General features: G+C 55.7%; 14 protein-coding genes, 3 tRNA genes and 1 pseudogene. All 18 read left to right on the plus strand.

Annotated features, from left to right (window positions below):
• Positions 1-162 (plus strand): annotated as a pseudogene (locus tag AXF19_RS14400) (replication-associated recombination protein A); the annotation flags it as partial.
• A 92-nt stretch (positions 163-254) separates the two neighbouring features.
• The gene (speD, locus tag AXF19_RS10560; protein ID WP_066848575.1) at positions 255-1,049 is read left to right on the plus strand and encodes an adenosylmethionine decarboxylase; all 795 of its coding nucleotides are present in this window, start codon (positions 255-257) and stop codon (positions 1,047-1,049) included.
• 41 nt (positions 1,050-1,090) lie between these two features.
• On the plus strand, positions 1,091-1,657 hold the full coding sequence (locus tag AXF19_RS10565) for a helix-hairpin-helix domain-containing protein (protein ID WP_066848578.1): 567 nt from the start codon (positions 1,091-1,093) through the stop codon (positions 1,655-1,657).
• Complete coding sequence (locus AXF19_RS10570) at positions 1,654-4,089, plus strand: DNA internalization-related competence protein ComEC/Rec2 (protein WP_066848581.1); 2,436 nt, start codon at positions 1,654-1,656, stop codon at positions 4,087-4,089. The genes AXF19_RS10565 and AXF19_RS10570 overlap by 4 nt, the downstream gene beginning before the upstream one ends.
• Before the next feature lie 70 nt (positions 4,090-4,159).
• Positions 4,160-4,873: an HAD family hydrolase gene (locus AXF19_RS10575; RefSeq protein WP_066848584.1), complete on the plus strand. Its 714-nt coding sequence runs from the start codon at positions 4,160-4,162 to the stop codon at positions 4,871-4,873.
• 45 nt (positions 4,874-4,918) lie between these two features.
• A tRNA-Pro gene (locus AXF19_RS10580) sits at positions 4,919-4,995 on the plus strand.
• Positions 4,996-5,064: 69 nt separating this feature from the next.
• Complete coding sequence (locus AXF19_RS10585) at positions 5,065-6,345, plus strand: M18 family aminopeptidase (RefSeq protein WP_066848591.1); 1,281 nt, start codon at positions 5,065-5,067, stop codon at positions 6,343-6,345.
• Positions 6,346-6,401: 56 nt separating this feature from the next.
• Complete coding sequence (dtd, locus tag AXF19_RS10590) at positions 6,402-6,845, plus strand: D-aminoacyl-tRNA deacylase (protein ID WP_066848594.1); 444 nt, start codon at positions 6,402-6,404, stop codon at positions 6,843-6,845.
• A gap of 1 nt (position 6,846) precedes the next feature.
• Positions 6,847-8,079: an aminopeptidase gene (locus AXF19_RS10595; protein WP_066848596.1), complete on the plus strand. Its 1,233-nt coding sequence runs from the start codon at positions 6,847-6,849 to the stop codon at positions 8,077-8,079.
• Between the two features lie 18 nt (positions 8,080-8,097).
• On the plus strand, positions 8,098-8,742 hold the full coding sequence (locus tag AXF19_RS10600; RefSeq protein ID WP_066848600.1) for a hypothetical protein: 645 nt from the start codon (positions 8,098-8,100) through the stop codon (positions 8,740-8,742).
• Positions 8,739-9,659 carry a YitT family protein gene (locus AXF19_RS10605; protein WP_066848603.1) on the plus strand — a complete coding sequence of 307 codons (921 nt, stop codon included), beginning with the start codon at positions 8,739-8,741 and terminating at the stop codon, positions 9,657-9,659. The genes AXF19_RS10600 and AXF19_RS10605 overlap by 4 nt, the downstream gene beginning before the upstream one ends.
• A 7-nt stretch (positions 9,660-9,666) precedes the next feature.
• A complete protein-coding gene (locus tag AXF19_RS10610; protein ID WP_066848606.1) occupies positions 9,667-10,371 on the plus strand; it encodes an MBL fold metallo-hydrolase in 705 nt (234 codons plus the stop codon).
• A 270-nt stretch (positions 10,372-10,641) separates the two neighbouring features.
• Positions 10,642-11,250, plus strand: coding sequence for a peptidylprolyl isomerase (locus AXF19_RS10615; protein WP_066848609.1), 609 nt, complete (start codon positions 10,642-10,644; stop codon positions 11,248-11,250).
• Positions 11,247-11,546 carry a GIY-YIG nuclease family protein gene (locus tag AXF19_RS10620; protein WP_066848612.1) on the plus strand — a complete coding sequence of 100 codons (300 nt, stop codon included), beginning with the start codon at positions 11,247-11,249 and terminating at the stop codon, positions 11,544-11,546. Before AXF19_RS10615 ends, AXF19_RS10620 begins: the two co-directional genes overlap by 4 nt.
• A gap of 13 nt (positions 11,547-11,559) precedes the next feature.
• Complete coding sequence (gene greA / locus AXF19_RS10625) at positions 11,560-12,030, plus strand: transcription elongation factor GreA (protein WP_009440240.1); 471 nt, start codon at positions 11,560-11,562, stop codon at positions 12,028-12,030.
• 11 nt (positions 12,031-12,041) lie between these two features.
• Complete coding sequence (gene lysS, locus AXF19_RS10630; RefSeq protein WP_066848615.1) at positions 12,042-13,547, plus strand: lysine--tRNA ligase; 1,506 nt, start codon at positions 12,042-12,044, stop codon at positions 13,545-13,547.
• A 56-nt stretch (positions 13,548-13,603) separates the two neighbouring features.
• A tRNA-Tyr gene (locus AXF19_RS10635) sits at positions 13,604-13,689 on the plus strand.
• Positions 13,690-13,691: 2 nt separating this feature from the next.
• Positions 13,692-13,768, plus strand: a tRNA-Met gene (locus AXF19_RS10640).
• Positions 13,769-13,778: the final 10 nt, after the last annotated feature.

The following is a 13,778-nucleotide window of genomic DNA, read 5'->3' on the forward strand; positions in this document are numbered from 1 at the left end:
GAAGAGCATATTACGAATATGCAGTGCCTGCCGGATGCGCTCGTCGGAAAGGCATACTATCATCCGACGGAGCAGGGGATGGAAGCGCGCTTTCGCGAGCGGTTGGATTGGATCAAAAACTGGAAGAAAAATCATCCACCAAGAAACAAATCGGATAAATAAATAAAAATAACCAAAAATATGTAATAAATAATAATAAATAGGTTACTTGACGAGGTTATCTCGTCGCAGAGAGAAAGGAAGGAACTCCGGCATTGGATGGGAAGCTGAAATTATATGGGTTTAACAACCTTACGAAGGCGTTGAGCTTCAATATCTATGATATTTGCTATGCAAAATCTGCACGTGAACAGCGGGATTATATCAAATACATCGACGAGCAATATAATTCCGACCGCCTCACGAAGATTCTATCGCAGGTCACAGATATGATCGGCGCACGGATTCTCAACATTGCCAAGCAGGACTACGATCCGCAGGGGGCAAGCGTCACAATGCTGATTGCAGAGGAGGCAGCCGTTGTCTCCGGCAGCAAGAAGCCCGTGAATGCAAAGGCGCCCGTGCCGGAGACCATCCTTGCACATCTCGACAAGAGCCATGTGACGGTGCACACCTATCCCGAGTTCCATCCCGACACCAGTATTGCGACCTTTCGCGTGGATATCGATGTGGCCACCTGCGGGGAGATCACGCCGCTGCAGACGCTCGACTATCTCATCAGTCAGTTCGACTCGGATATCATCACGATGGATTACCGTGTGCGCGGCTTTACGCGCGATCTGCAGGGACGCAAGCTCTTTGTGGACAGCAAGATGACCTCCATTCAGGAGTTCATCAAGCAGGAGACGCTCGACGAGTACGACGCTGTGGACATCAACCTCTATCAGGCGAGCCTCTTTCACACGCGCATGCTCATCAAGGAGCCTCAGCTGCAGAACTACCTCTTCAATACGGATGTTGATGAGATTCCGCCGAAGACACGCCTGCTCATCAGCACGAGCCTGCGCCGTGAGATGATCGAGATCTTCAGCGGTCGGAATGTCTATTGATGCAGCGCTCATATTGACCGTGTTTTGAGGGAGCCGGTAATATGCCCATGTTCAGAAAATCGCTCCTTATTCTGCTTGTTCTTGCGCTCGCGGTGCTTTGCGGGACGATGTACGGATACTATGGGGAGCAGCAGACAATCGCGCTTGATCCGGCAGGGATTGAGCAGGTCGAGGCAAAGCGCGCCGTCACCGTATATGTGTGCGGTGAGGTAAAGAAGCCGGGTCTGGTGACACTCACCGAGGGTCAGCGCGTTGCCGATGCCGTCAATGCCGTAGGCGGCGTGATCGAGACGGCGGACATCGACCGCATCAATATGGCTGCACTTTTGGAGGACGGCATGCAGGTGCGCGTCCCCATGAGGATTGTGGATGCGGAGGGACGCTCCAAATCTGCAGGCATAGGCAAAAACGCAGAGGGACAGATCAACCTCAATACGGCGACGGAAAAGGAGCTGCAGGAACTCCCCGGCATTGGTCCTGCCATATCGGCGCGCATCGTCGAATACCGCGAGGAGCACGGCGACTTCCAAAACATCGAAGATGTAAAGCAGGTGCGCGGCATCGGCAATGCCAAATTTGAAAAGCTGAAAGACAAGGTGACCATATGAAGACGGGGCAGTATCAGCTCTCGTTCCTCTGTGGGCTCCTTGCCGCGTTCATTCTCGGATCTGTGTTCAGCGCAGGGCTGCATATTTCGTTCACCGCATATTTTCCATATCTGACAGCACTTTTCTTGATTGCTGTACTTGCCTCCGGCATCCTTGTTCTGAAACAAAGTGCGAGAACATGGATTGCCTTTGTGGGGCTTTTTTTCATGTTGGGCATCTTTCGTTTTGCCGCTGCGTACGAGATTCCATCGCAGGATATTTCACACAGGGCGGGGGAGAGCGTGCGCGTCATGGGGATGATTACGGATGCGCCGCGCGTTCGGACGGATGCGGACGGAACTCAGCATATACGGTACACGGTTGCCGCAGAAAGTATCGTGCAGGGGAAAACGGAAGAGTCGACCAGCGGGAAACTCTATGTCTATATGCGCAGTGACGGTACGGACGAGGAGCATCTCGGGCAAATCGGCGATCACATTGCAGCAGAGGGAAAAGTTCACCGTCCGCAGAGCTATCAGAATCCGGGGCAGCTCGATACGCGCTTTCTGCTGCGTGTCGACGGGATTACGGCGACCCTCTTTGCCCAAAAAGGCGCTATGAGTATAGAGCAGAATGAAGCTCCCTCGTATACGCAGGGCTTTATGCGATGGGCTGCGAACGTGCGCGCACATTATCTGGGTCGCATGACGGAGGTCATGCCGCGCGCAGATGCCGCCGCGATCTTTGCGATGCTCTTTGGCGGCTATGAGGGAATTCGTCCCGAGCTGCTCGAGGCGTTTACCGTCACGGGCATTGTTCACATCCTCTCCGTCTCCGGCTCGCATATCAGTCTGCTTGCGGCGGTCATTGCGTGGCTGGCGTTCTTCCTTCGTCTGCCGCGCGGGATTTCTGCGGTGGCGGTCATCCTCGCCATCATCGTATATGTGATTCTCGCGGGACTTGTCCCGCCTGCTGTGCGTTCCGGCATCATGGGCGGCGTTGCCTTTCTCGGGCTCGTCCTTGGACGGGAGCGCGACGCACAATATCTGCTCGTATTGACGGGGCTCCTTATGCTGCTCGTCTCTCCGCTCCTCGTCTTTCACATCAGCTTTCAACTGTCCTTCTTGGCGACGGCGGGGCTGCTCTTTCTCGCGCCTCTCCTGATGGAAAAGATGGAACGGTTGCCGCGCCTGATTGCAGCGAGCTTCTCCATCACGATGGGGGCACAGCTGGCAACCCTGCCGATTCTCGCGTGGCACTTCAACCAAATTTCTCTGTCCTCTTTGCTCTCCAATCTCGTTGTCGTTCCTATTGTCGATCTCATCATCATCCTCGGTCTTGGCGGCGGGATCGCAGCATTTCTTGTACCCGTTCTCGGCAAAATCGTCTTTGCCTTAGACAGTCTGCTCCTTGGGGTTACCTTTGAGATGACGCGGGTGCTCGCGGCTCTGCCCCTCTCTCAAATTTGGTTGCCCTCGATGGGTGTGTTAGCCGCCATTTTCTACTATCTGCTTCTCGTATTATTGTTTCTACCAAAGGAAAAACTGGATTATTTTATTTTATTGATTCAACCACTTCGACAATTTTTTATAATTGTTTCGTTTTTCTTCCTTGTCGCCGCATTTTCGTGGCAGATCATGCGTCCCAACGAGGTGGAGGTGCATTTTATCGATGTCGGGCAGGGGGATGCCGCGCTTGTTGTGACCCCGCACGGTCATGCAATGCTCTTTGACACGGGCGGGACGCGCGACGGCGCATTTGACATCGGCGCGCGCGTCGATCTGCCGTATCTGCGCCATTACGGCATCCATGCGCTCGACTATATCTTCCTCTCGCACGCACACGAGGATCATGCGGCGGGTGCCGGCGCCATCCTCACTCGTATGCCGGTCAAACATGTCTACACTGCCGATGAGGGAAGAGCGGCATATGCGCGCAGCATGCGCCTTGGCGACGGCAGTCCGCTGCTCATGAAGTTGGGCAGGGCAGAGGAGGGGCAGTCGATCACCGTGGATGGGGTGACGGTGGATGTTCTCTATGCGCCCGCATACGAGACGGTGGAGCATGCAACGGGCAATGAGGTCTCGAATGTCTACCGCGTCCGCTACGGGAATGCGAGCTTTCTCTTCACGGGCGACCTTGTCGCGGAGCACGAGGAGAAAATGATTGCGCGCGGCATTGATCTTCATACAACAGTGCTGAAGGTGCCGCATCACGGTTCGGATACGTCCAGCTGTGAGAACTTCGTTCGTGCAGCAAATCCTCTCTATGCCGTCTACTGTGTGGGCGCAGACAACTCCTTCGGGCACCCGCGTCCCTCTGTTGTAGAGCGATATGAGCGGATGGGCGCAAAGACGCTGCGCACCGATCGGGACGGCGCCATTGTCTTTCGCACGGACGGGACGCATCTATCCGTCAGCACATATGCGGCAGAGAAATTTTTGTGTGATTGATTGCACCTGACTTTTCTTTCCTCTATAATATGAATAAATGTGAATAAAAGAACGATGTGGAGAGGATATTATGGATATACGCGGCGTGGTCTTTGATGTCGATGACACCCTCTATGATATGGCGCAGCCCTTTCTCGGCGCGTATCAGGCGCTCTATGGGAAGCGTTGTGATTTGCCCGTGGGGGAACTTTTTCTCGCCTTCCGCCGGCACAGCGATGAGCGCTTTGCGGATTCGCAGACCGGAAAGATGACGATGGAGGAGCTCTATATCTATCGCGTGCGCATGATGCTGCGCGACTATGATGTCGAGGTGACGGATGCGGAGGCGTTGGAGTTTCAGCGGCTCTATATGGATCTGCAGTACCGCATCCGACTTTCGCCTGTGATGCAGGATCTGCTCGATGCACTGCACAGCCGCGCCGCCATCGGCGTCATTACGAACGGAGAGTCACGTCATCAGCGCAATAAGCTGCGCTCCCTCAACGTATCGCCGTGGGTGCCGGAGGAGCATATCATTGTCTCGGGTGATCTTCCGTTTCGCAAACCGGACGTGCGGATCTTCCGCGAGATGGAGCAGCGTCTGCACCTCGCTCCTGAGCATCTGATCTATGTGGGTGATGCCTTTGATCTGGATATGATCGGCGCACAGGAGGCGGGCTGGCAGTCCGTCTGGTTCAACCATCGCCGTCGTTCCATTCCTGAGAGCAGTGATATTCGTGCGAATGCCGAGGTGCACACGGAGGAGGAACTCGCCGCTGTACTCAAGGAACGACTTGGAAAATAAATGCTTGCTTTTTGCGTGAAAAATTGATAGAATACATATCGTTGTCGGGATGTGGCACAGTTTGGTAGCGCGCATCGTTCGGGACGATGAGGCCGCAGGTTCGAATCCTGTCATCCCGACCATCTATGCAACATATAAAGACCAGCCGATGGGCGGGTCTTTTTCTATTTATAACGGATTGTGAGGAAGCCATGACATTTGAGGAAAAAAACTGTGCCGAGGATTTGATTGCATTCATCAATCGGGCGACATCCCCATATCACGCGGTGGAGCAGAGCAACGGGGCGCTGCCGGCTGTGCCCCTGTTTGGAGCGGAGGGCATCCATGCGCGGCAGTGCTATTATTTCCCGCTCTATAACACGGGCACGGTCATCATCTCGATTGGGGAAAATCCGCGCGGGCCTTTGCGCATTGCGTGCGCGCATACGGATTTTCCCTGCTTGCGCGTGAAGCCGAATCCCGTGCTCAAGGAGCATGGCTACGGCAAGCTGAACGCCGAGGTATACGGTGGGATGATCCGAAATACGTGGATGGACCGCCCGCTCTCTCTTGCGGGCGCGGTCGCCCTGCGCAGCGATGATGCATTCACGCCGAAGCTGCATCTTGTGGACTTTCGCCGTCCGCTCATGATCGTGCCGAATCTCGCAATCCACATGAACCGCAAGGTGAACGAGGGCGTTGCGCTGAAGCCGCAGAAGGATCTGCTGCCGCTCCTTTTCCAAAGTGACGGGGAGGGCGGGGATGATGCGCAAAAACTGCTGAATCTGCTTGCTGAGGAGCTGCGGGTTCAGGCAGAGGAGATTCTCTCCTATGATCTGAGCGCCTATCCATATGAGCAGGGGTGCCTTCTGGGCTGCGATGATGTCTTCCTCTCATCGCCGCGTTTGGACAATCTCTCCTCGGTCAAGGCGTGTCTTGATGCGATCCGAGATTTTGACGGGGACGGCATACGCGTTGCGGCGCTCTTCGACAACGAGGAGGTGGGAAGCCGCACGAAGCAGGGGGCAGGATCGACGGCACTCGCCGTGATACTGGAGCGTGTCTATGCGGCGCTCGGCTTTGATCGTTCGGAGTACCTCGCAAAGATTCTCGAGGGATTCTGCCTCTCGGTGGATGTTGCGCACGCGCTCCATCCGAATGCGCCCGAAAAAGCCGATCCGACAAATCAGCCCCTGCTCGGCGGTGGTGTTGTCCTGAAGGTCGCGTCGAATCAGTCCTATGCCGGAGACCCGGAGGCGTTTGCCGTTGTCGTAGGACTCTGCGCGCGGGAGGACATCCCATATCAGGTCTTTACAAATCATTCGGATGCGCCGGGGGGTGCGACGCTCGGCTCGATTCTATCGACACAGCTTCCAATGCGGACGATGGATATTGGTGCGCCGATCCTCGGCATGCACTCCGCACGCGAGACAATGGGGACAGTGGATCAGTTGGCACTCACGCGTCTCATCACGTCTTTTTTCTCTGCCTAGGCAAGCGCAGAGAAGCGTGCTATAATAGGGCACATTGGACAGAAAGAAGGGATTTTTTGCGCGCCGTAGTCACACGAGTCAAAGAGGCGTCCGTCAAAATCGAGGGGGAAATCTGCGGTCAGATCAAGACGGGCTATCTGATCCTGCTCGGCATAGCGCCGGAGGACACGGCAGAGGATGCCGCGCATCTCGCGGAGAAGATCGTGCATCTGCGCGTATTCTCCGATGAGGCGGGGAAGATGAACCGTGCGCTTGCCGAGGTGGGCGGCTCGGTGCTTGTCATCTCGCAATTCACGTTGTTTGCCGATCTCAAAAAGAGGCGGCCGGGGTTCTCGAAGGCGGCAAAGCCCGAGATCGCTATCCCCCTGTATGAGGAATTCATGGCGCAGCTCGAATCACACGATGTGCATGTCGAGCGCGGGGAATTCGGCGCAGATATGCAGGTGTATTCGCTCAACGACGGGCCCGTGACCCTCCTCTTCGATACGGATGAGGTATAGGATGAAGACAGAAATACTCAAAAAATACGCCGCACTCGTCATTCGCGTCGGTGTCAACCTACAGGAAGATCAGCCGCTTGTCATCCACGCGCCGATCTCCTGCGCGGATTTCGTACACGTACTGACGGAGGAAGCCTATGCGGCGGGGGCGTATGATGTCGCCGTCAACTGGAACGACGAAGAATTCACCCATATTCGCTTTCGACAGGCGAAGGCGGAGCGGTTTCGTGAATTCCCCACATGGCGCAAGGCGTTCTATGACGATCATGCCGCGCGCAATGCTGCATTCATCTCGATTGCGGCGGCGAATCCCGACATCTTTTCGGATGTTGATCCGAAGCGCCTCACAGATGCGAGCATGGCTGCGGGAAAGGCACTCATGGACTACCGTGTGCGTCTGATGAGCAATAAAAACACGTGGTGTGTGGTCTCTGTACCTACAACGGCATGGGCGCGCAAGGTGTTCCCCGACTGTTCCCCCGAGGAGGCGGTCGAAAAACTCTGGGCGGCGATTCTGAGCGCCGCGCGCATTTCCGAGACGGAGAACCCGATATCTGCGTGGCATGTGCATATCGAGCGCCTGCAGCAACGGACGGCGTTTCTCAATGCACAGGCATTCACGGAGCTTCACTACCGCAATGGACTCGGCACGGATCTGCGCATTGCACTGCCGGAGGGGCATATCTGGATGGGCGGAGCGGAGCATTCGGCGGCGGGAACGCTCTTCGCGGCGAATATTCCGACGGAAGAAGTATATACAATGCCAATGCGTACAGGTGTCAACGGTACTGTATTTGCATCAAAACCGCTGCACTACAACGGGAATCTGATTCACGGATTCAGCCTTACGTTCCGCGACGGGAAGGTCGTGGGCTACGATGCGGAACAGGGGCGTGAACATCTGAAGGAGCTTCTGGAGACAGACGAAGGCGCCTCCTATCTGGGCGAGGTGGCATTGGTGCCGCATGATTCGCCGATCTCGCAGAGCGGCATTCTCTTCTACAACACGTTGTTCGACGAGAATGCATCCTGTCACCTCGCCCTCGGAAAGGCATATCCAACCTGCATAGAGAACGGCGAAAACATGACGGAGGATAAACTGCGTCAACACGGTGTAAATCATTCGCTTGTACATGAGGACTTCATGATCGGCACGGCTGATCTTACAGTCATCGGTCGAAAGCGCTCCGGTGAGACGGTCACAATCATGGAGCACGGCAACTTTGCCTTTTGATTTTGTGAGGTGGAGCATATGCAGAGATATTTTCGCTACAGTGCACTTTTCTTTATGAGTTTCTTCTTCGTTCTCGCGAGCCTCTCATACGGAGAGGCGGCGGGGAAAATCACGGCGGAGGACTTTTCCTATCAGGGCATTGCACTGGGAGACTCCGAGGAGGAGCTGCGCAGCAGATGGGGCACACCCGATGACGAGAATGTGCTCGCCGTCTGGGGGATTCCGCTCAGGACGTTCACCTATGGGGACATTGTCGTATCCGCCTCTGCGGCAAGCGGCAAGATTGTGGACATCAATTTGATCGGCGAGAAGTATCGTCTGCGCAAGGATGTGCACTACGGCTCGACGAGCAGCTACCTTGTGAAGGTATATGGAAAGGCACAGCGCCAATTTCTGGACGGCTACACCTGCTATATCTTCTCCCACCCGACACGGGCGCATACACGTCTGATCCTGAATCTGGATGCGGAGAACAAGGCGCTGGTCTCGGTGCGCATGACCATGCTCCCGATCAGCGAGGAGGAAGCCGATGCGTTGGCGCTCTCGGATGATGAATCCCTTGCGGAGTTCGATCAGAACCATGCGTTCATTGCCTCCAAGGAGATCGACGTGTCGGAGCTGCCGAACAATGACCGTGTGAAGCTCGGAGGATATGTCAAATGACACATGATCTGCACATGCGCGTACTCGGGCACCGCGTCATGCGCTATGCCGGAATTACGCTCGGCTGCCTGATCGCAAGCTGTGCAATCAACCTCTTTCTGATTCCGGCGCATCTCCTCACGGGCGGTGCGACGGGTATCGCGATGATTGTCTACTACCTCTTTGGGCTGCCGATCGGACTGCAAACCTTCCTTTATAACATTCCGCTGCTCTTCATGGCGTGGAAGCTGATGGGAAAGGCATATACGATCGACATCATCATCGGCACGGCGATCTTCTCCTTCTTTCTCGACTTTACACGCCCGCTCAATGCCTACGCACCCGTGACCGACATGATGCTCACGACCGTCTACGGCGGCGTGTTCGCGGGACTCGGCTACGGTCTTGTCTTCCGCATGAACGGCAGCACGGGCGGATTCGACATCCTCGCCGCCATCGTGCGGAAATACTATGATCTGCATATGGGCGGCGTCCTCTTCTCGATGAACTGCCTCATCATGCTCATTGCGGCGTTCCTTTTCGGCATGGCGCCCGCGATGTTCACGCTCATCTATATGTTCATCAACGCGACGGTTGTGGACAAGATCGTCGCGGGCTTCAACCACCGCAAGGCGGTGCTCATCATCTCGGATAAACACAGGGCGATTGCAGAGAGTATTATCGATCAAATGCATCGCGGCGTCACGTTTTTGCATGGACAGGGGGCGTACACGCGCCGCGAACGCAACGTCGTATTCGTTGCTGTCGGCACGACGCAGGTCGGCAAGCTGAAGTTCATTGTGCACAATGTCGATCCCCATGCCTTCGTCATCATCATGTCTGCAAACGAGGTCATGGGGCGCGGCTTCGGACGCATCAATCAGAACGATGCCGCTGCGTCGGATGATAATTATGAGGACGAGAGGGAGAGGAGATGATATTTATATGGAAGTAACTTATTTGCTGAACAGCGGTTTTCTCGTCCGCGTGGACGATGTGCTGCTCGTCTTCGATGCCTTCGACGATCCTGCGGGCGTGTTGCCGCAGAGCTTGGAGCACGAACGCTATGAGCGGCTGTACTTCTTCGCCTCCCATGCGCATTTTGACCACTTCAATCCGAATATCGCACGCTTTGCGGCAAAGGTGACACGCTATCTCCTGAGCGAGGATATCCGCGTCCACGGCGGTGCGTCACTGATGCCGCCGGAGCAGACGAGCTGGATTGGCGTCTATGACAGCTGGCAGGATGATCGCATTGCAGTCACCTCCTTTTCCTCGACGGATGAGGGGACATCCTTCCTCGTTGAGGTGAACGGCAAGGCGATCTTCCATGCCGGTGATTTCAACTGGTGGGACTGGACAGGGGACACGCGCGAAAATCGAAAACTCGCGGAGAACGGCTTTCGCAAGCAGATGAAGCGTCTTGCAGGCCGCTACTTCGACCTTGCCTTCTTCCCTGTGGACGGGCGGCTCGGTCCCTCGATGGAGCGCGGGGCAAAGGTCTTCTGTGCCGAGACGCATCCGAAGGCACTCGTCACGATGCACTCCGTCGGCTATCCCGCGTGGCAGCCGTCTGCGGATTTCTTCGAGGAGGGGCGTGAGATCCCCGTGTGGTCACCGCAGACGGCAGGCGAGCAGCATTCTTTTTGAAGGCTCTTTGTCATATGTTACGGAACATCTCAAACAGAGTCGTGCGGTGCTCCTAAGCAAACCCTAGTGGAGCAAGCGGAGAATAGCGTTCGACTCGCCCCCTGCGGATTTCTTTCGTTCAAGCGTAGCGCGTTTAAGAAGTCCGCAGGTATTTAGGCGAACGAGAACGCGACCGCTTGCGTAACTAAGCGTTTGCGTGGAGCAAGCACGATGTCTTTCTGCAACATTTATCTGAAATATGTATTGAAATATAGGAGGGCTTTCGGTAGAATGGGGAAGAAATTTTATCTCTTGACACTCGGTATTGCCGTTGCGGTCATCGCTGTATTGTTTGCGGCGCACAGCGGGAGCGCAGGGATGTCATTCAATATGCTTTTGGATCAGAACAAAGGAGAGAACAGAGCTGTGGCAAATCGCATTGCAGAATTTACGACAAACAAGGGCACCTTCGAGGTGGAGCTCTTCGAGGACAAGGCGCCCATCACGACGAAGAACTTCATCGACCTCGTGGAAAAGGGCTTCTATGACGGACTGATCTTCCACCGCGTCATTGACGGCTTTATGATTCAGGGCGGCGATCCGAAGGGCAACGGGACGGGCGGCCCCGGCTACACGATTCCCGATGAGTTCGATCCCGCGCTGAAGCATGACGACGAGGGCATTCTCTCGATGGCAAATGCCGGCCCCAATACGGGCGGCAGCCAGTTCTTCATCACGCTTGCCGCAACGCCATGGCTGGACAACCATCATGCGGTCTTCGGCAAGGTCATCGAGGGCATGGACGTCGTGCGCGACATCGGTCATACGCAGACCGGCTATGGCGATCGTCCCGTTCACGATGTCGTGATTGAGAAGATTACCATCAAAGACGCGAAATGAACTACGCATATCTTTTATTGTGCGCGGATGACAGCATCTATGCAGGCTGGACGAATGACCTGCAGAAGCGTCTGCATGCACACAATGAAGGGCATGGTGCGAAGTACACGCGCGGGCGCAGACCTGTCCGCCTCGTCTATGCCGAGGCATTTGCCACGAAAGAGGAAGCGCAGAGAAGGGAATGTCAGTTCAAGAAGCTTCGTCGCGCGCAGCGGCTTTCTCTCGTTCGTGCAGGACAGAACGACCCGCATACAAGAGCATTAATTGAAGCGGCTAATGCCGCAGAACAAGAATAAAGGGGATTATTTCATGACAGAGAAGAAGGTCATGCTGACCGAGGACGGCTATAACAAGCTCGTCGAAAAGCTCAACTATCTCAAGAGCGTCCGTCGCATCGAGGTCGCCGAACGCCTCAAGGCGGCGATTGCCCTCGGCGATCTCTCCGAGAACTCGGAATACGATGACGCAAAAAATGAGCAGGCATTTCTCGAGGGCGAGATTCAGGAGCTCGAGACGAAGATCCGCAACTCCGACATCATCCAGGCGGGCGACGGCAAGACCGTCACGATGGGCAGCCGCGTGACGGTGAAGGATCTGGAATTCGATGAGGAGGAGACCTTCCTCATCGTCGGCTCGACGGAGGCGGATCCCGACGAGGGGAAGATCTCGAACGAGTCTCCGCTCGGCATGGCGCTGCTTGGGCAGAACATCGACCATGTGGTCAGTGTCAATGCACCGGCGGGCATCATTCAGTACAAGATCATGGATATTAAGAAGTAAGAGAGGCAAGGATGGCTGAAGAAAGAGAAAATCAGGCGACAGAGCAGGATCTCAATGAGATGATGCGCGTCCGCCGTGAAAAGATGGACGCATTCCGCGCGATGGGGGTTGCTCCATTTGGTCATCGCTTCGAGGTCACGGACTATGCTGCCGATCTCAAGGAGCGCTATGACTATCTGGCAGAGGACGAAGAGGGGAAGGAAGTTCGCATTGCGGGACGTCTGATGGCGATACGCGGACATGGCAAGGCTTCCTTCTCGACCCTCAATGACCGCACGGGGAACATACAGGTGTATTTCAAGATGGATGTCCTCGGCGAATGCAAGTACAAAGAGGAGTTCAAGCGCCTCGACATCGGCGACATCATCGGGATTCGCGGCGTCGTCTTCAAGACGCGGCGCGGTGAGATTACCGTGCGCGTCGAGGACTTTGACCTGCTCTCAAAGTCTCTGCGTCCGCTGCCCGAGAAGTTTCATGGACTGAAGGACGTGGATACGCGCTATCGTCAGCGCTATCTCGATCTCATGGTCAATCTCGAGGTGCGCGACACCTTCCGCAAGCGGACGAAGATCATCCAGTCCATCCGGCGCTATCTGGATGAGCGCGACTTTCTTGAGGTGGAAACGCCGGTCTTGTCGACACTTGCGGGCGGTGCTGCAGCACGCCCCTTTATCACGCACCACAATGCACTCGACATCGACCTCTACCTGCGCATTGCAACTGAGCTCAGCCTCAAGCGCCTCATTGTCGGTGGGCTTGACCGCGTCTATGAGATGGGACGGATCTTCCGCAACGAAGGCATGGACGTGCGGCACAATCCGGAGTTCACCTCCATTGAGATCTATCAGGCATTTGCCGATTATCGCGACCTCATGGCAATCACGGAGGGAATTGTCCGTCAGGCGGCGGAGGATGTGCTCGGCACCACGCAGATCACATATCAGGGGGTTGCAATTGATCTGAACAATGTCCGCACGATCAGCATGAACGATGCAGTGCGCGAGGCGACAGGGAAGGACTTCCTCTCCTGTCAGACCGTCGATGAGGCACGCGCGATGGCGCGCGAGATCGGTGTTCCCTTCGAGGAGCGCCACGGCATCGGCGGCATTCTGAATGCGGCATTTGAGGAAAAGGTGGAGGAGTCGCTGATGCAGCCGACCTTCATCACGGGGCACCCGACCGAGATATCGCCGCTCGCGAAGCGCAATGCAGACGATCCGCGCATTACGGATCGCTTCGAGTTCTTCGTCTACGGGCGCGAACTGGCGAACGGCTTCACGGAGCTGAACGATCCGATCGATCAGGAGCAGCGCTTCATGGAGCAGCTCGCGCAGCGTGAGGCAGGGGATGCCGAGGCGCATGTGATGGATCGGGATTTCATCACGGCACTGGAATACGGACTCCCGCCGACGGGCGGTCTCGGCATCGGTGTCGACCGACTCGTTATGCTCCTGACGGACAGCCCCTCGATTCGTGATGTTCTGCTGTTCCCGACGATGAAGCCGCTCGCAGAATAATTTGCAAAACACCTTGACAAGAGAGCGCGTTATCGCATATACTTGTCAAGGTTCATGGGTAGGTGGCCGAGTGGTTAAAGGCAACAGACTGTAAATCTGTCATCTTCGGATTACGATGGTTCGAATCCATCCCTGCCCACCACCGGCGGCATAGCTCAGTTGGCTAGAGCATGCGGTTCATACCCGCAGTGTCCGGAGTTCAAATCTCTGTGCCGCCACCATATGACAATC

This window comes from Selenomonas sp. oral taxon 126, assembly GCF_001683335.1.
Taxonomy (GTDB): Bacteria; Bacillota; Negativicutes; order Selenomonadales; family Selenomonadaceae; genus Centipeda.